The sequence below is a fragment of the Streptomyces sp. NPDC059740 genome (assembly GCF_042733155.1).
In the GTDB taxonomy this organism is placed as follows: Bacteria; Actinomycetota; Actinomycetes; order Streptomycetales; family Streptomycetaceae; genus Streptomyces.
In genome coordinates this window covers 92,765-111,316 of sequence record NZ_JBHWGP010000020.1, presented here as the reverse complement: position 1 = coordinate 111,316, position 18,552 = coordinate 92,765, and the positions used below count along the sequence as shown (strand labels likewise).

Annotated in this window: 10 protein-coding genes; 2 read left to right on the top strand and 8 right to left on the bottom strand. The window is 75.3% G+C overall.

The genetic code is table 11. The features are described 5' to 3' along the window. The coding region (locus tag ACFV3R_RS22250; protein WP_385585709.1) for a type I polyketide synthase at positions 1–6,964 on the bottom strand (6,964 nt) is incomplete at its 3' end. 435 nt (positions 6,965–7,399) lie between these two features. Between ACFV3R_RS22250 and ACFV3R_RS22245 the strand changes: the two genes are divergently transcribed. Beyond that, positions 7,400–10,297, top strand: coding sequence for an AAA family ATPase (locus tag ACFV3R_RS22245; RefSeq protein ID WP_385585706.1), 2,898 nt, complete (start codon positions 7,400–7,402; stop codon positions 10,295–10,297). Positions 10,298–10,359: 62 nt separating this feature from the next. On the opposite strand, the gene ACFV3R_RS22240 is transcribed toward ACFV3R_RS22245, so the two are convergent. The 7 genes from ACFV3R_RS22240 to ACFV3R_RS22210 all read right to left on the bottom strand — a co-directional run bounded on the left by ACFV3R_RS22240 (position 10,360) and on the right by ACFV3R_RS22210 (position 17,131). Further along, entirely contained in the window at positions 10,360–11,433 is a 1,074-nt protein-coding gene (locus ACFV3R_RS22240; RefSeq protein ID WP_385585703.1) for an alpha/beta hydrolase, read from the bottom strand. Beyond that, positions 11,430–12,239 (bottom strand): 2-oxo acid dehydrogenase subunit E2, encoded by an 810-nt coding sequence (locus tag ACFV3R_RS22235; RefSeq protein WP_385585700.1) that lies wholly within the window; start codon positions 12,237–12,239, stop codon positions 11,430–11,432. The genes ACFV3R_RS22240 and ACFV3R_RS22235 overlap by 4 nt, the downstream gene beginning before the upstream one ends. After that, positions 12,236–12,463 (bottom strand): acyl carrier protein, encoded by a 228-nt coding sequence (locus ACFV3R_RS22230; protein ID WP_385585697.1) that lies wholly within the window; start codon positions 12,461–12,463, stop codon positions 12,236–12,238. The genes ACFV3R_RS22235 and ACFV3R_RS22230 overlap by 4 nt, the downstream gene beginning before the upstream one ends. Continuing rightward, entirely contained in the window at positions 12,460–14,385 is a 1,926-nt protein-coding gene (locus ACFV3R_RS22225; RefSeq protein ID WP_385585694.1) for an HAD-IIIC family phosphatase, read from the bottom strand. The genes ACFV3R_RS22230 and ACFV3R_RS22225 overlap by 4 nt, the downstream gene beginning before the upstream one ends. Then, positions 14,382–15,413: a 3-oxoacyl-ACP synthase III family protein gene (locus ACFV3R_RS22220; protein ID WP_385585691.1), complete on the bottom strand. Its 1,032-nt coding sequence runs from the start codon at positions 15,411–15,413 to the stop codon at positions 14,382–14,384. Before ACFV3R_RS22220 ends, ACFV3R_RS22225 begins: the two co-directional genes overlap by 4 nt. Positions 15,414–15,890: 477 nt before the next feature. Then, positions 15,891–16,667, bottom strand: a complete 777-nt coding sequence (locus ACFV3R_RS22215) for a BTAD domain-containing putative transcriptional regulator (protein WP_385585688.1) — start codon at positions 16,665–16,667, stop codon at positions 15,891–15,893. A gap of 248 nt (positions 16,668–16,915) precedes the next feature. Then, positions 16,916–17,131, bottom strand: coding sequence for a DUF5988 family protein (locus tag ACFV3R_RS22210; RefSeq protein ID WP_385585684.1), 216 nt, complete (start codon positions 17,129–17,131; stop codon positions 16,916–16,918). A 331-nt stretch (positions 17,132–17,462) separates the two neighbouring features. On the opposite strand from ACFV3R_RS22210, the gene ACFV3R_RS22205 reads away from it, so the two are divergent. After that, complete coding sequence (locus tag ACFV3R_RS22205; protein WP_385585680.1) at positions 17,463–18,485, top strand: LacI family DNA-binding transcriptional regulator; 1,023 nt, start codon at positions 17,463–17,465, stop codon at positions 18,483–18,485. The last annotated feature ends 67 nt before the right edge of the window (positions 18,486–18,552 follow it).

Below are 18,552 nucleotides of genomic sequence, written 5' to 3'. Positions count from 1 at the left end.
CGAACCGCTCCCGCAACACCCCACCCATCCCCACCCGCTGAGACCCCTGACCCGCAAACACCACACCGAGCCCACCACCCACCGACACCCCGGCGTCGTGCCTCAGCAGCCCGGGGGCGGTCCGGCCGGCGGCGAGCGCACGCACCCCTTCGACGAGGGAGTCGTGGCTGTCGGCCACGACCGCGGCGCGGTGCGGGAAGACGGTGCGGGTGGTCGCCAGGGCGTGGGCGGCGCCCACCGGGTCGGGGGTGTCCGTGTCGGCCATCCGGGCTGCCAGGTCCCGTGCCCGGTCACGCAGGGCCTGGTCGGTGCGTGCGGTGAGCACCCAGGGCACCGGGTGCTCCGGCGCCGCGGCCTCCTGGGGTGCCGGCTCGGTGGGGCCCTGCTCCAGGATGAGGTGGGCGTTGGTGCCGCTGATGCCGAAGGAGGACACCGCCGCCCGCCGGGGCCGCCCCAGCTCCGGCCACGGCACCGGCTCCGCCAGCAGCGCCACCTGCCCGGCGCCCCAGTCGACCTTGGTGGTGGGCTGTTCCACGTGCAGCGTCCTGGGGAGTTCGCCGTGGCGCAGGGCCTGGACCATCTTGATCACGCCGGTGACGCCGGCGGCGGCCTGGGTGTGGCCCAGGTTCGACTTGACCGACCCCAGCCACAACGGCGTCTGCGCACTGCGGTCCTGACCGTAGGTCGCCAGCAGCGCCTGGGCCTCGATGGGGTCGCCCAGCGCCGTCCCCGTCCCGTGCGCCTCCACCGCGTCGACGTCGTCGGTGGTCAGGCCGGCCGCCGCCAGCGCCTGGCGGATCACCCGCTCCTGGGACGGGCCGTTGGGCGCGGTCAGCCCGTTGCTCGCCCCGTCGGAGTTGACGGCCGACCCGGCGATGAGCGCCAGCACCGGGTGGCCGTGGCGGCGCGCGTCGGAGAGGCGTTCCAGCACCAGTACACCGGCGCCCTCGGCCCAGGCGGCGCCGTCGGCCGCATCGCCGAAGGACTTGCACCGTCCGTCGGGTGCCAGCCCCCGCTGCCTGCTGAACTCGACGAACACCCCGGGGGTGGCCATGACCGTCACCCCGCCGGCCACCGCCATGGAGCACTCGCCGGCCCGCAGCGACTGCGCCGCGAGGTGGGTGGCCACCAGGGAGGAGGAGCAGGCGGTGTCCACCGTCAGCGTCGGCCCTTCGAGGCCGAAGGTGTACGCCACCCGGCCGGAGGCCACACTGCCCGCACTGCCCGTGCCGAGGAAGCCCTCGTACTCGGCGGGCACCGGGTGGATGCGGGAGGCGTAGTCGTCGTACATCACGCCGGTGAAGACCCCGGTCGCGCTGGAGCGCAGGCTGTGCGGATCGATGCCGGCGTGTTCGAACGCCTCCCAGGTCGTCTCCAGGAGCAGCCGCTGCTGCGGGTCGGTGGCCAGGGCCTCACGGGGGCTCATGCCGAAGAACTCGGGGTCGAAGTCGGCGGCGTCGTGCAGGAATCCGCCCCTGCGGGTCGAGACCCGCCCGGCCTTCCCGGGGTCGGGGTCGTAGAGGGACTCCACGTCCCAGCCGCGGTCGGTGGGGAAGTCCCCGGTGGCGTCCCGGCCTTCCTTCAGCAGGCGCCACAGGTCCTCCGGCGAGCGGACGCCGCCCGGCAGGCGGCACGCCATGCCGATCACGGCGACCGGCTCCCCGGGGTCGGCGACGGTGCCCGGCCGGTCGCCGCCGGCCGCCGGCCGGTGGTCCGGGGCGAGCAGCGGCAGGAGGTGTGCGGCCAGGGCCGCGGTGGTGGGGTGGTCGAAGACCAGGGTGGCCGGGAGGGTCAGGCCGGTCTCGGCCGCCAGCCGGTTGCGGAGCTCCACCGCGGTGAGCGAGTCGAAGCCGAGGTCCTTGAAGACCCTGTCGGCGGCGACCGAGTCGGCCGAGCCGTGCCCGAGCACCGCCGCCACCTGGGCGCGCACCAGGGCGGTCAGGGCCGCGGGGCGTTCCTCGGCGGGGAGGGCGGCGAGGCGCTCGCGCCAGGAGGACGGTGTGCCCGCTGCCACCGCGTGGTGGGGGACGAGGCCGCCGACGACCGGCGGCAGCACTCCCCCTCGCAGGCCCTCCCGGACGGTCGGCAGGTCCAGCCGGGCCGCCACCACGGCCGGTCCGCCGGTGGCCGGTGCGGCGTCCAGGAGGGCGAGGCCCTCGGCGGCGGACAGCGGGACGAGTCCGGCGCGGGTCAGCCGGCGGCGGCCCTCTTCTCCCAGGTGGCTGGTCATGGCGCTGTCCTGCTCCCACAGCCCCCAGGCCAGGGAGAGAGCGGGGAGCCCGGCGGCGGACCGGTGGGCGGCGAGGGCGTCGAGGTAGGCGTTGCCCGCGCCGTAGGGGGCCTGGCCCGCCGAACCGAGCACGCCGGCGGCCGAGGAGAACAGGACGAAGGCGGCCAGCGGCAGGTCCGCCGTGAGCCGGTGCAGGTTCCAGGCGGCGTCCGCCTTGGGCCGTACCACCCGGTCCACGTGTGCGGCGGTGAGCGAGGTGAGCACGGCGTCGTCACCCACACCCGCGGCGTGCACCACGGCGGTCAGCGGACGGTCCTGCGGTATCTGCGCCAGCACCCGGGCGAGCGCCTCGGCGTCGGCGCAGTCGCAGGCCGCCACAGTGGCCCGGCCGCCCGCCGCCTCGATGTCCGCCACCAGGGCGGCGGCCCCCTCGGCCGCCGGGCCCGAGCGGCTGACCAGCAGCAGGTCCCGTACTCCGTGCCGGGAGAGGAGGTGGCGGGCGGTCAGGGCCCCCAGCCCACCGGTGCCGCCGGTGACCAGCACCGTGCCCTCGCCGAAGCGGGCCTGGGCCGCCGCGTCGTCCCCGGGGGCCGGGGCGGGCGTGCGCACCAGCCGCGGCACCTGCGCCCGGCCGGCGCGGACCGCCACCTGCGGCTCGGCCACCGCGAGGCCCGCGGCGAGGCCCTCGTCGCCGGTTGCGGCCGGGTCGAGGTCGAGGAGGGAGAAGCGGCCGGGGTGTTCGGCCTGGACGCCGCGGAGCAGGCCCCACAGCGCGGAGGCGGTCAGGTCCGTGGCGGTGCCGTCCTGCGGCAGGCAGGCCCCACCCCGGGTGAGCAGGGTGAGGCGGGAGCCGTTGAGGTCTTCCCGGCCGAGCCACCACTGGAGCACCTCGACGGTCTCGGTGAGCAGTGACCGCACGGCCGCGCCGTCCGGTTCCGCAGCCGCCGGGAGGGCGGGGACCCGCACCACGACCACCGCGGCCGGCTCCGTCAGCGCCCGCAGCTCCTGGTAGCCCTCGGCCAGTGTCCAGGGCGCGGGTTCGGTGCCCGGTTCGGCGGCGGGCACCCAGTCGGTGCGCAGCAGTGAGCGGGAGACGTCCGGCAGGGCGGCGTCGGGCAGTTCACGGGTGCGCAGCGCGGCCACGCTCAGTACCGGTGCGCCCTGGGCGTCGAGGAGCTCCACCGCGACGGCGTCGGGCCCGGCGGGCGTCAACCGGGCGCGGGTGGCCTCGGCGCCGGGCGCGTGCAGGGTCACCCCGCTCCAGGCGAACGGCAGCCGGACCGTGCGTTCCCCGGCGGTGAGGGCCGACAGGGCGCTGAGGTGGAGGGCGGAGTCCAGCAGGGCCGGGTGCACGCCGAATCCTGCCGGGTCGCTCTCCGGCGCGGGGGCGCACTCGGCGAGGAGTTCCTCGCCCCGCCGCCAGGCGCCGCGCAGGCGCCGGAAGGCCGGGCCGTACTCCAGTCCCACGTCGCCGAGCAGGTCGTAGGCGTCCGAGAGGTCGACGGCCTCGGCCTCGGCGGGCGGCCACGGGGCCGGCGGCTGGGACCGGGGGGCGGAGTCGGCGGCGGTGAGGGTGCCGAGCGCACACCGCGTCCAGGGTCCGTCCTCGTCACCGCCCACCGTGCGGGCGTCGACGGTGACCTGGTGGCCGCCGTCGGCCTGCGCCGGCCCGACCGTGACCCGTAGGGCCACCGCTTCCGTCTCCGGCAGCACCAGGGGTGCCTCGACGGTGAGTTCGGCCAGGCCGGGGCAGCCGGCCTGGCGCCCGGCCCGCAGGGCGAGCTCGACGAAGCCCGTCCCGGGGAACAGGGTCCGGCCCGCCACCCGGTGGTCCGCCAGCCAGGGATGGGTGCCGGCGGAGATCCGGCCGGTGAGTACCAGTCCGCCGTCGGCGAGTTCGACGGCCGAGCCGAGGAGCGGGTGCTGGGCGGCGGTCTGGCCTAGGCCCGCGGCGTCCAGGGGCGCACCGGTGTCCTCCAGCCAGAACCGCCGGCCCTGGAAGGGGTAGGTCGGCAGGTCGACGTGGCGTGCGGTGGCCGCTGCCAGGTCCGCTTCCCAGTCGACCTCCGCGCCCGCCACGTGCAACTCGGCGGCCGCCGCGACGATCTGGTCCGCGCCGCCGCGGTCGCGGCGCAGGGTGCCGGTCGCCGTTCCCGCCACCCCCGCGCGCTCCAGGGTCTGCTGCACGGCGGTGGTGAGCACCGGGTGCGCACTGACCTCCAGGAAGACGGTGTGCCCGCGTTCGGCGAGCAGGTGGACGGCCGGGCCGAAGCGGACCGGGTTGCGCAGGTTGCGGTACCAGTAGTCGGCGTCCAGGGCGGTGGTGTCGGCCAGCGGCCCGCCCTCCAGGGTGGAGACGAAGTCGACGGTGGTCCGCCGGGCGGGCACGTCCCCGAGCAGGTCCGCGAGGCGCTCGCGCAGCGGCTCCATCTCCGGCGTGTGGGAGGCGTAGTCCACCGGTACGCGCCGGGCCCGCACGTCCCCGGCCGCACACGCCTGAAGCAGTTCCTCCAGTGCCTCGGCGCGCCCGGCGACCACGGTGCTCTCCGGACCGTTCAGCGCCGCCACGTGCAGCGCGCCGGACCACGGGGCCAGCAGCGAGGCGGCGTCCTCGGGGCCGGCGGCGAGGGAGACCATGCCGCCGGTGCCGGCCAGCGACCGCAGGGCCCGGCTGCGGACCGCCACCACGCGGGCGGCGTCGGCCAGGTCCAGGGCACCGGCGACGCACGCCGCGGCGATCTCGCCCTGCGAGTGCCCGACGACCGCTGCCGGCCGCACTCCGCGGTGCTCCCAGACCGCGGCGAGGGACACCATGACGGCGAACAGCGCCGGTTGGACGACGTCGACCCGTTCCAGGCCGGCAGCCGCCCCTTCGCCGCGCAGCACGTCCAGGAGGGACCAGTCGGTGTGCGGCTCCAGTGCCCGGGCGCACTCCTGGACGCGGGCGGCGAACACCGGCGACTCCGTCAGGAGGCGGGCGGCCATGCCCTGCCACTGGGAGCCCTGGCCGGGGAAGACGAAGACGGGTCGGGTGGTGCGCTCCGCCACCCCGCGGACCAGCTGCGGGGCGGGCTGCCCGGTGGCGAGGGCGCGCACGCCGTCCAGGAGTTCCGCCCTGCTGCCGCCGACGACGGCGGCGCGGTGGGCGAACCTGGTGCGGGTGCGGACCAGGGCCCGGGCCACCTCGGCAGGGCCGTCCTCGGGCCGGTCGGCCAGGTGGTCCGCGAGGCGGGCGGCCTGTTCGCGCAGGGCCTGCGGCGTGTGCGCGGAGAGCGTCCAGGGCACCGCGCGGACGGGCTGCGGGGACGTGGCGTCCGCGGGCGCCGCCGGCTGCTCCCGGTGCGCCGCGTCGTCCGGTGCCGCCTCCTCCAGGACGACGTGCGCGTTGGTGCCGCTCATGCCGAAGGAGGAGACGCCGGCCCGCCGGGGGCGGCCCGGGTCCGGCCAGTCCTGCGACTCCTCCAGGAGCCGAACCGATCCCGAGGACCAGTCGACGTGGCGGGTCGGGTTCTGGGCGTGGAGGGTCCGGGGCAGTACGCGGTGGTGCAGGGCCTGGACCATCTTGATGACGCCGGCGACGCCGGCCGCGGCCTGGGTGTGGCCGATGTTGGCCTTGACCGAGCCCAGCCACAGCGGGGTGTCGCGCTCGCGGCCGTAGGTGGCTAGCAGCGCCCTGGCCTCGATCGGGTCGCCCAGGGTGGTGCCCGTGCCGTGCGCCTCGACCACGTCCACCTCGTGCGGGCGCAGTCCGGCGCCGGCCAGGGCCTGCCGGATGACCCGTTCCTGCGCGGGCCCGCTCGGGGCGGTGAGGCCGTTGCTGGCACCGTCCTGGTTGACGGCGCTGTCGCGGACCACGGCCAGCACCGGGTGTCCGTGGCGGCGGGCGTCGGACAGGCGCTCCAGCAGGAGCATGCCCACGCCCTCGCCCCAGGCCGTGCCGCTCGCGTCGTCGGCGAAGGGCCGGCAGCGGCCGTCGGGGGCCAGGCCGCCCTGCCGGCTGAACTCGACGAAGGCGGCGGGTGAGGCCATGACGGTGGCTCCGCCGGCCAGCGCCAGGTCGCACTCCCCGCGGCGCAGGGCCCGTCCCGCGAGGTGGAGTGCCACCAGGGAGGAGGAGCACGCCGTGTCCACGGTGAGCGCGGGTCCTTCGAGGCCGAGGGTGTAGGCGATCCGGCCCGAGGCGACGCTGGTGGTGTTCCCGCTGGCCAGGTAGCCCTCCAGGTCGGCGGGCTTGCTGCGGACGCGGGAGGCGTAGTCGTTGTAGAAGGCGCCGACGAAGACACCGGTGGCGCTGGAGCGCAGCGAACCGGGTTCCGTCCCGGCGCGTTCCAGCGTCTCCCAGGCGACTTCCAGCAGTTGCCGTTGCTGCGGGTCGGTCGCCAGCGCCTCGCGGGGGTTGATGCCGAAGAACTCGCTGTCGAAGAGGTCCGCCTCGTGCAGAAAGCCGCCCTCGCGGACGGTGGAGGTCCCCGGGCGGTCGGGGTCGGCGCTGTGGAGCGCGGCCAGGTCCCACCCGCGGTTGGCGGGGAAGGGCGTGATGGCGTCCACCCCGTCCACGGCCAGCCGCCACAGGTCCTCCGGGGTGCGCACCCCGCCGGGGAAGCGGCAGGCCATGGAGACCACGGCGATCGGCTCGGCGTCGGCGGCCTGCGCCTCCTCCAGCCGCTGCCTGGTGCGGTGCAACTCGGCGGTGACCCGCTTGAGGTAGTCGGTGAGCTTCTGTTCGTTCGTCATTGCGGATCGGCTCCCTGACGGTCTTCGGCGGGCAGGCCACACGGCGGCCGTACCGTGCCGTGATCGTCCGGCACACCCGTAAAGCCGTGCTAAACGCCGGCTTTGCGGCAGCGGCCCGCGCGATACCCGGGGTGGTTTCGGACCGATCCCCAAGAAAGCGTCAACGAAATCGCCGGTGCTTGACCCCGGAGAAGGGGCGGGGCTACTTTTCGATACGTCGGTGAGACGGTTGGTCCGGTTTTGGAGGAACGGCGCAGGCGCAGCGGAGCCACCAGGCCGTCGCGGGGAACGACGACGTTTCCAGCAGTTCAGAGGAGAGAAGCCGGCCGGGGCTGCCGGCGGCTCTCTGCGCGTCCGGTTCGGCCGGTCCTCCAACGGCGGGTGATCGCGCCTCGGTATGTCGTTCCCCAGGCACCGTGAGGAGTACCTGTCACGATGGGCGCACCACCGTCCACTGCGAGCCCTCGGCAACCTTTCGTCCGCCACACCGAATTGGCCGTTTTCCGGAACGCCCTGCACCATCTGGGAGAAGGCCGCAACACGTTTCTCGTCATTTCCGGTGAACCGGGGTCAGGTAAAACGCGATTACTGGCCGAATTCTTGCGCACCGCGGATTCCTCCGGCGTGCGCGCGCTGAGCGCCTGCTGCGTCGACACCCCGAACGCCCACCCGTGGGACGCCTTCGCCCCGCTGCTGGCCAGCCGGTTGGCCGACGAGGTGGGGGCCGCGCTCGCCGGTGGCGGGGCCTGGGCTCCCACCGGGCCCGGTACCCCGGACCGGGCCCTGGTGGCGCAGGCCCTGTCCGGTTCCCGCCTCGGTGTCCGGGTGTTCCTCCACCGCTGCGTCGGGACCGGACTCGTGCTGCTCCTGGACGACTTCCACCTGGCCGACCCGGACTCGGTCGAGCTGGTGGCCGACCTCATGCGCAGCCCCCTGGACCTGCCGCTGCTGCTGGTGCTCTCGCACCGGCCGCGGCAGAGCCCGGGCCGGCTGCGCAGCGCGCTGGCCCACGGGGTGGAGACCGGCACGGTGCGCGAGGTGGCACTCCGTCCCCTGACGCGCCGGCAGAGCGCGCAGATACTGTGCCGCTCCCCGCAGGACCCCGAGGTCTCACCGCTGCACCGGCGCAGCGACGGCAACCCGTCCTACCTGCTGGCGCTGTTGGCGGAAGGCGTGGAACCGATGCTGCCGGGCGCCGGGCCGGCCCGGCGGGAGACTGCTGCCGACCGGGCCGGGGCGGCGCCGTCCGGTGGTGAGCACTCCCTGTCCCTTCTCGGGGAGACGGCGGCGCTCGGCCCGCGGGAGCGCACCGTGCTGCACGCCCTGACCGTGCTGGGCGACGGGTACGACCGGGCGGCGCTGTCCCGCGTCGCCCGGTTGCCCGAGGAGGCCACCGGCCCCGCTCTGGAGGAGCTGCACCGCCGGGACCTCCTCAGCACCACCGACGGCCGCCCGGTCTACGTACTGCGCCACCCCGCGCTGCGCGGTGTCCTGCACCGCCACATCGCCCCCCTGTGGCGTGCCGACGCGCACCGCCGCGCCGCCCGGCTGCTGGCGGAGCGGGGGGCCGGCCCGCTGGAACTGGCGCACCATCTGGAGCACTTCCGGGAGGCGGCCGGGCCCGGCGACCTCGACCTGCTGGAACGCGCGGCGCGTGAGGCGCTGTGGTGCGCCCCCCGGTACGCGGTCCGCTGGCTGCGCACCGCGCTGCGCGTGCTGCACCAGGACCCGGCCCCCCAGGCGGCGCACAACCTGCGGCTGTCCCTGCTCCTGGCGTGCGCACTGACCTTCGCCGGTGAACTCGGGGAGGCCAGGAGCATCTTCCAGCGGTTCGCCGGGGCGGTCCGGGCCTGGCCCTGCGAGGCGCGCCTGTCGCTGATCGCCGTACACGTCATGGTGGAGAGCCTGCTGGGCCACCACACCGAGGCGGCCGCCCTCGGGGAGACGCCGCCCGGCGCGGACTCCCCCGAGCCGGTGGAGGCGGTGATGCTGTACGCCGTGCAGGGACTGGCGGGGCTGCTGGCCGGCCGGCCGCCCGCGCTGCGCCAGGGCCGGCGGGCCGTCCGGGTGGCAAGGGCGCACGAGGACCCCTGTGCCCTGGGCGGGGCGCTGTCCCTCCTCGGCCTGTGCCAGGGGCTGGCGGGCGACACCCCGTCCGCCCGGTCCACGGTGGCGGAGGCGGCCGCCGTCCTGGACGGCATCGCCGCGCAGCGGCTGCGGCACCACCCCGAGTACCTGGCCCTGCTGGGGCGTGCGGAGCTGCTGCTCGGCCTGTTCGACGACGCGCGCCGGCACTTCGAGCGGGGCGTGGCGCTGCTGCGCGCCGCCGGCCACCGCCACCTGCTGCCCGTCCTCCTGACCGGCCTGGCCTCCGCCTCGCTGTGCACCGGGCCGTTGCGCGCCGCCCGGCAGGCCGCGGAGGAGGCCGAGCAGGCCGCGTCGGAGCTGGGCGCCGACCGGTTGCGCGGCATCGCGCTGTCCCTGCGGTCGCTGGCCACGGGGTGGGCCGGTGCCGGCCGGGTCCCGCTGGCCGCGCTGCTGGCCGAGCAGGCGGCCCGGTCGGCGCCGCCCGGCTCCCACGGCTGGGTCGGTGAGAGCGCCCTGGTCCTCTCGCAGGTGGCCTGGTGGCACGGCGAACCCGGGCGTGCGCTCTCCTCGTTGGTGTCCTGCTGCGGCGGGCCCGCGCTGCCCGGGCTGCCCGTGGTGCTGCGCCCGGGCGCGTACGAGTTGCTGACGGCGGCCTCGGTGGCGGCCGGCCTGAGCGCCCTGCCCTGGGCGGACTCGGCCGCCGCCGCCGCGCACACCGTGCCGGGCCCGCTCTCCGCGGCCTACGCCCTGGCCGCCCGGGCCCACGTGCAGCGCAGTCGCGGGGAGCGGGCGGAGGCGGCCCGGCTCTACCGGGAGGCCGCCGAACGGTTCGAGCAGGCCGGACAGGTCAACCAGCAGGCGCGGGTACTCCTGCTCGGAGCCGAGTGCGGGGGCTCCGCTGCGCTCACCGGGCAGGCGCGGCAGATGCTGACCACCGCCCGCCGGCTGGCCCGGCGCTACGGCGGCGAGCGGCTGGGTGCGGACGCCGAGCGCCTGCACTCGGCGTGCACGGCGGGCAGCGGGCCCGGGGTGTGGTGCGCCGGACCTGCCCAGTCGCTGTCGGTGCTGACCAAACGCGAGCGTGAGGTCACGGACCTTGCGGGCACCGGCATCCGCACCCGGGACATCGCCAAGGCACTCGGGGTCAGCCCGAAGACGATCGACGTCCACCTCACCCGCATCTACCGCAAGCTGCAGGTCGCCTCACGCACGGAACTGGTGCGCCGGCTGGCGGAGTACGGCTGAGGTACCCGGTGGCGCGGCACCCGGGGCGCGTCGCGGGCGGGCCCCGGGTGCTGTGCCACGGCTCAGGGCCGCCGGGGCAGTGCCCGCAGTGCGGCGAGCACCGCGGCCAGCAGCGCGGTCCTGACGCCCGGGCCGCGCTGGAGCCGCACCACGTTGAGCAGCGCCCAGACCCGGGTCTGCGCCACGTGGGAGGGAGCGCCGTGCACGTCGTCGTGCGCCACGACTCGCAGGTCCCGGACGTGGCGGCGGAGCAGTGCGAGGTCGGCCGCGGGCACGATCTCGTCGCGGAGGCTGGCGCTGTAGGCGACGGGAATCCGCAGCGCTGCCAACTCCTCGCTGCTCAGCGCCAGTTCGGAGAGGACCTCGGTGAGCCGGTCCGGCGTCGTCCGGCTCAGCCGCGCGAGCGCGTCCACCGTCACCCGGGGCAGCGCGCGGATCCACTCCTCGTCGGTGAAGAAGGCGCTGACCGGTGCGCCGGCCGTCACCACGCCGCGGATCCGCGGGTCCTCGGCGGCGGCCCGCAGCGCCAGGTGGCCGCTGAAGCTGAGGGCCATGGCGCAGCTGCGCGCGACGTCGGCGCGGTCGGCCACGGCGTCCAGCAGGCGGGGGAAGAGCCGCCAGGACTGCGGGCCGTAGACCGTCTGGTTCTCACCGACCCCCGGCATCTCGGTGACGACGCCCGCCAGGCCGGCGCGGCGGATCGCCGACAGTGCGGGCGCCCACTGCTCCTTGGGGCTGACGATGCCGCCGCACACCAGGACGAGCGGCCTCGGCGCCGAGCGGGAGAGTCCGGCGGCCCAGCACGCCACGCGCTCCCCGGGCGGGCCGACCTCCAGGCGCTCCACGCCGTGGTCCGCCGCCCAGTGGGCGAAGGCCCGTACCGCGGCGTCCGCGGCGCCCCGCCGCGCGGGGCCGTCCACGCCGGGGAAGCGGGCCATGTTGTAGTGGCGCACCGCGTCGAGCAGCCGGCCCCGGGCGTGCAGGGCGTCACCGCGCCGGCGCCACTCCCCGGCCCAGGAGCCGGGCTCCTCCCCCTCGTCGGAGGTGATCCGGGCCAGCAGTTCCCCGGTGTCACCGAGGTTCTGGGCCCGGGCGTGGGTGAGCGCGAAGTGCTTGAGTTCGGCGACGTCGTTCATGCCCTGCCCCGCACTCCGTCCGCCGGGGCCGCGGTGGCCTCCGGTGGCGCGTCCGCGAAGCCCTCCAGCGCGTCGCGGATGCCGGTGAGGACCTCGGCGGCCTCCGCGCCGTCGATGACGCGGTGGTCGAAGGTGAGGTCGAGCCGCATCACCGGCGCGATCGCCGGTGCGCCGCCGCGCACCACGACGCGTTCACTCACCCGGCCGGTGTTGAGGGTCACCGTGGTGCCTCCCGCGGAGTGGAAGCCGTCGACCGCCGTGTGGCCGAGGGAGGAGAGGGCGAACGTCCCCATGCGGCGGCGTCGGCCGGCCGGGGAGCGCAGGGCGGCGCGGAAGGCGGCGGCGCCCAGCGGCAGCGGCAGCCGGTGCAGCAGGCGGGTGCCGGCGAACTCGGGCATGGTGTGCGGGTCGCCCTCGCGCAGACCGTCCACCTGGGCCTGGAGGGCGTCGAGGCCGGCGTGCTGGACGTCCGGCAGGACGGCGGAGAGCACCACGCGGTGCCCGTCCAGCCGCCGGTCCAGGGCGATCTTGGCGTCGACCGACTCGCCGCGGGTGATCCGCGGAAGCACCCGGCCGGTGAGGACCGCGTTGGCCTCGGGGTGGTCCGCCAGCACCCGGCCCGCGCAGTGCAGCAGGTACGTGGTCCACGAGTAGCGCCGGCCCGCGGAGCGTGCCGCCGTCCGGTGCGCCGCCACCGCCGTCATGTCCACCTCGGTGTCGAGGTGGACGGGGGCCTGGGCGCGGGCGTAGGAGAGGAAGTGCAGGGTGTGGCGGCGGCGGCGCGGCAGGGGGACGGTCGCGGTCACCCGGCCACCGCCAGGCGGTAGAGGGAGTTCAGGTCGGTGGCCTCCAGGACGTCGGGGAAGGACAGGGTGCGTCCGGTCTCCCGTTCCAGGACGGCGACCAGTCTCAGCAGGTGCAGTGAGTCCCAGTCCGGCACGCCGTCGAAGGCGGTGTCGAGGTGCTCGGCCGTCACCGGCAGCCCGATCTCGTCGCGGACCAGGGTGACGAAGTCGTCGATGGTCTTCACGTCCGTGTCCTCTCGTAGTCCTCGGTCAGCCTGATGTGCTCGGGGGTCGCGAGGACGTCCACCAGGTCGTGCCGGAAGACCGTCCCCGCCGGTCCGCCGGCCCACTCGGTGAACCCGTGCCGCGGGTAGAAGGACGCCACCTTGGCGTTCTTCGGCCCGCTGCGGTAGGTCGCACGGACCTCTTCGGCGCCGGTGTCACGCGCCGCCCGCAGCACCGCCGACAGGCACGCCTGCTCGATGCCGCGGGCGAACACCCGGCAGCTGAGCAGGAAGTTGTCCAGGTGGAGCACCGCGCCCTCGCGCCGGCAGAAGACGGCCCCGACGACGCCGTTGTCACCGAACCGGTCGGCCGAACGCACGGTCAGCACCGACCGGCCCGGCCCCTGGGCGTACTCCTGTACCGCCGCGGGCTGAAGGCGCTCCACGGTCAGGTTGAACTGGTTGGTGCGCAGCGTCATCTGCGAGACCCGCGCCACCTCGGCGGGCGACATGGCGGACAGGCGTACCTCGACGCCCAGCCCCCGCAGGAAGTCCGCCACGCCGTCGGCCGAGTCCAGGAAGTCGCGGCGGGCCGCCTCCGCCCGGTAGGCGTCGGTGCGGGCACGGTCCTCACCCGTCAGCTCGGCGACGTCGAACCAGCCCTCGCGCAGCAGCGCGGACACGTGCAGGGCGGGGTCGGTGCCGAGCTGGACCGTCTCGACCTCCGGGAGTTCGTGGCGGGCCAGTGCGCACTCGTAAGTGCTGTCGTCGACGAGAACGAAGGCGTCGGTGCCGAGGTTGAGGCGGCCGGCCAGGGCGGTGATGCTCTCCGGCTTGGGGTGCCAGCCGGCGTGCACGGCCACGAAGTCCTGCTCGCCGAGCACCATCGCGGGGTGGTCGCGCAGCACGCGCCGCACGGGCTCCTCGTCGTTCTTGCTGACCACCGCGAGCAGCACGCCCTGCGACCCCAGCTGGCGCACCAGACGCTGGAAGGCGGCGAACGCCTCGCCGCGGTAGCCCTCCCCCAGCTCGATGCCCTCAAGACCGTCGTCGCCCAGCACCCCGCCCCACAGGGTGCCGTCCAGGTCCAGCAGCAGGCACTTGCGGGTACGGCCGGTGATCCGGCGGGCCAGGTGGGCGATCTCCCTGGCGTGGCCGGCCACCAGCGCCGGGGAGAGGTGGGCCTTGGCGTAGGCGCTCAGCCGCGGGTCCTGCGCCGGCAGGCCTTCGGCGAGCAGCGGGGCGAGGTCGACGACGTGCAGGCGGGGGTGGCGCTCGCCCAGCCGCAGCAGCCGGGCCGTCCACTCGTGCCAGGCGGCGGCGGCCCTGGCCCGGTCGCGGGCGGCCACCAGGGCGTGGGTGACCTCGCGGGTCAGCGGGACGGTGTTGAGCACCAGGGTGCCGCTGCCCGCCCCGGCGAAGGCCGCGGCCAGCCGGTCCAGCAGCGCGGCCTTGGCGTCCAGGACCCGTTCGAGGTCCTCGGGTGTCCAGGGCACGGGGAGTTCGTCCAGCACCGTCCGCGGGTCGAGCAGGCACACCGCGATGTCGGGCCTGCTGCGGTGCAGTTCGCTGCCGGGGTCGGTCAGTTCCTGCACGTAGGTGCCGAAGTCGGCGACGTGGTGGCGGGTCAGCAGTCCGTGCCGGGCGGTCTCGGCGGTCACCGCCTCCACCAGTCCCGCGGGCGTGCCGTGGCCCGTCACGGCCAGTCGCAGGACGGGCTGTTCGGGGTGGTGGGCGAGCACCTCGTCCACGTCGAGCCGGGCCAGCAGGTGCCCCAGGCCGGTGAGGCGCTCCTCCGGCACCTCGCGGAGCAGCCCCCGCACCTCGGGGTAGCGGCGTGCGAGGAGCCCCTCGTGGTGGAGGCGGGTCAGGGTCCGGTCGGGTGCTTCGCGGGTGCCGGACGGGGCCTCGGCGGCGGTGTGCTCCTGGGCCACGGCCCTCACACCCGTTCCATCGTGAAGCCGGACTTGATCCACTTGCTGGACTCGATCGCCACCGCCACGGCACGCTCTCCGCGCTCCATGCGCGGCAACAGCCGCTCCATCTGGAGGAAGGGCAGGGCGTTGGCGGTGTTGCCGGTGTCCGCGACGCAGTTGACGGCGGTGGCCGTGGGCAGTGCCAGGTGCTCGACGATGCGGTCGGTCATCCGGACCGAGAGCTGCGGCGGCAGGAGGTAGTCGACCTGGTCGGGCTTCCAGCCCTCCGCCTCGACCAGTTCGGTCAGCGTCTCCGCGCTGAGCCGGGGTACGTGCTCCTCGATGGCCTTGAAGTCCTCGTGCACGGCGGAGCGTTGCTCATCCTTGTCCCCCATGCCGAACCACTCGACCACCTGGCCGGGGCGGCGCCCGCGGCCCACCAGGCGGACCAGGACCCGGCGCAGCACGGCGGCGTCCGGCGACGGCCGGGTGGACAGCACCGCCGCTCCGGCCCCGTCCCCGAAGAGGACGGTGTTGACCAGCTCGCTGGGCTGGAGGGCGGCCACGTCGACGTCGAGGTCGACGTGCTTGGCGCAGACGTCGCCACCGAGCACCAGGGCGGTGTGGTGGCGGCCGGTGAGGAGCATCTGGCGCGCCACGTCGAGCGCCTGCATCGCCCCGGTGCATCCGGACTGCAGCTGGAAGCTGGGGACACCGTCGATGCCGAGGCGGTCGGCCACCATGTTGACGGTGGTCGGCAGCAGGCTGTCGGGCATCGAGGTGCCCATCACGACCAGGTCCACCTCACCGGGCTCGGTGCCGGCCGCCGTCAGCGCCCGGCGCCCGGCCGTCTCGGCGAGGTCGGCGAGTGTGGCGTAGCGTTCACCGGTCTCCAGGTCGACGGCCAGGTGCCGGCTGCGGGTACCGATGAAGGCGTCCACCCAGCCCTCGAAGGCCGCCGACGCACCGAAGGCGCGGGCGAGGGCGGAGTTGTCGACCGGTGAGCCCGGCAGTGCCGACGCCACGGCCCGGAGGTGGGTGAGGGTCTCGCCCATGCTGGTCCCTTCGAAGTCACTGCGGGACGGGCGATCCGACCCCGCCCGTCCCACCGGGGCCGTCAGCATCGCGGCGTCCTGCAAAGCACCCCTTAAGGGGGCCTTGCCATATGAGCGTCCGATGAGGTCGCGTGGTCTGGTGCCGTGCATCGCAAGGCGCCGGAGAGTCCTCGTAGCGGAGCTACCAGGGCTTTTCGGCAACGCCGCGAGGTGCGGTGCCAGACCACGCGGCCCGGGCGGGCATATGGCAAGGACCCCTGAGGAGTCCTTGCCCTGCCTTGCTCCCCGCGCCGGCGCAGGGCTCGGGAGGGCGGGGCGCGCCGGGGCGTCGGGCAGTGGGGAGGCACCAGGGAGGCTGCGGTCCCTCGCCGCCTCGGCACGGGTGGGCGGTAGCGGCAGGCGAGGGTCTGCGCCCTGTCCGCCACCACCGGCGTCCGGCCACCGGCGCACTCCGCACCAAAGCCGCGCGGTCGGCCCTCAGCGGGCCAGGACGCCCTGTCCGCGCGGGAGTTCCTCGGCGCGGAGAATGGTCTGGTGCAGGTCCCGCAGCCGCCGGCAGGGATCGATGCCCAGGTCGGTGTGGAGGACGTCGCGGGCCCGGCGGTAGGTCCGCAGGGCGTCCGCACGCCGTCCGACGTTGTTGAGGGCCGTCATCAGGCTCAGGTAGAACTCCTCGTGCAGCGGGTACTCGCACACGAGGGAGTGCAGCGTGCCGATGAGTTCCTGGTCGCGTCCCAGGACCAGGGTCGAGGCCACCCACCGCTCCAGGCACTCCAACCGCAGTTCCTCGGCCCAGGTGACGAAACCGCTGACGATGCGTCCCTTCCCCAGCCCTTCCAGGGCGGGTCCGCGCCACTGCCCGAGCGCCGCCTCGAAGGACGCCACGGCCCTCTCGCAGGCGCCGGCACTCGCCTCCTGTCTGCCCCGCGCCAGGTGCCGGCGGAAGGTGGCGAAGTCCGTCTGCCCCTCGGCGACCTCCATCATGTACCCCGGCGCGCGGGTGACGATGGGCGACGGTGACGCCCCGTGCCCCCGCAGGAAGTTGCGGAGCTGTGAGACGTAGACGTGCAGTGCCGCCGACGCGCTGCGGGGCGGGGTCTCCCCCCACAGCTCGTCGACGAGCTGGTCCTTGGAGACGACCTGCCCGGCCCGGATGAGCAGGGCCGCCAGGAGCGTCTCCTTCTTTCTCGCGCTGAGGTTCCGCACCTCTCCGTCGTGTACCACCCTCAGCGATCCCAGGATCTCGTACCGCATGCGCCCCCCTTGTCACTTCCCGCTGCGTGCACGGTGGTTCGCACCGGCACGCGCAGAACGATCGCAGGGGGCCGGGAGGCGGGCAATAAGGGAAAGTACCTACCCGGGTGGCCCGGCGGCCTCCCGCCCCTCCGCGCTCCGGCAGACGTCGCAGCAGGTGGCGGGCTGTGTGCCGCCACCTGCCGCCGCCCGTACGGCCGGTGGTGGGGCCGGTCTGCGGAGCGACGTGCTCCCCGGGCGGGGCGGTCCTACTCGGCGATACGGGTCCGGTAGCTCCACTCGAAGACCTGGAGGTGGCCCTGGTCGGTCATGACGGTCTCCTCCGTGGCCTCGAAGTGCTCGAACCCGCTGCCGTGCCGAACCCTGACACGTTCGTCACGGTTCTCCACGTGCCGCAGTCGGTCCGTCTCGGTCAGGGCGGCGGGACCGCCCCTCAGCAGGACGTTGGGCCGGCGGGTGCTCATCGCCTCACTCCTTCCGCGACATGACAGTCGGTCACCGAGGATGCTCGCCCCTTGCGCTAACGCACACCTTGCGCCGTTCTTCAGCCACGCGGTTCCGGTCTGCACGCCGCCTCGGTGGGCCCGGCGGCGTCCGCAACCCGGCGCCGCCCCGCCCGCCCACGCCGGCCCCGGCGCGCCGCCGCCGCTCCTCACCGCCCGGCGAGCGACGCAGATCACACCGCCTGAAGCCTTGACGCCACCGGCTCAAACCGGTTTGGCTGACCCCGTCCAGTCGTTCAAACCGGTTTGACAGCGGGCCGTCCGCGGCCCGCCGACAGGGAGTTCAGGCGCCATGGGACGCAAGCCCACCATCGCGGATGTCGCACGTCGTGCGGGTGTCTCGCGCGCCACCGTCTCCTTCGTCCTCAACGGCCGCCCGGGGGTCGCCGAGGGGACGAAGGCCCGGGTCCTCGCCGCCGCCGAGGGGCTGGGGTGGACACCCAGTCGCCAGGCCCGTGCGCTCTCCCTGGGCAAGGCCGGCGCCTACGGCCTCGTCCTGGCCCGCGACCCGGAGCAGATCGGCGCCGACCCCTTTTTCCCCGCCTTCATCGCCGGGGTGGAGGCCGTCCTCGGCCGGCGCGGCGACGGCCTCATGGTCCACGTGACCACCCCGGAGCGGGAGCAGGACGTCTACCGGCGGCTCGCCGCGGAGCAGCAGGTGGACGGCGTCCTGCTGACCGACCTGCGTCGCGACGACCCGCGGCCTCCGCTGGTCCGGGAGGTCGGCCTGCCGGCCGTCGTGGTGGGCCAGCCCGAGTGGGGCGGCGGCCTGACCGCGGTGAGCCTGGACGACGAACCGGCCTACGCGGCCGCCGTCCGGCGCCTGGCGGAACTGGGGCACCGGCACATCGCCCACGTGGAGGGGCCCCAGGACCTGCTCCACGCCCGGCGCCGCCGCCGGGCCTGGGAGACCACCCTGCGCGCCCTCGGGCTGCCCGAAGGCCCGGTACTGCCCGGCGGGTTCACCCCCGAGGGCGGCGCGCAGGCCACCCGGGAACTGCTGTCGGGCAGGGCCGAGCCGCCGACCGCGATCGTCTACGGCAACGACCTCGCCGCGATGGCCGGGCTCTCCGTGGCCCAGGAGCTGGGTGTCCGGGTACCGGAGCAGGTGTCACTGGTCGGCTACGACGACGCTCCCCTGACGCGGTACAGCTACCCGCCGCTCGCCTCCGCACGTGCGGATGCCCGCGGCTGGGGGGAGGCCGCTGCCCGCGCCCTGGACGCGGTGATCGCCGACGGCACCGCTGCGCACGTGCAGTTGCCGCCCGCCCAGTTCGTGCCCCGCGCGTCGATCGGGCCCGCACCCCGCGGGTGACGCCAGGGGACAAGCACCGGTCGGGTCGACACCGACCGGGGATTCCGTGTGGCGACGAGGCCACGCG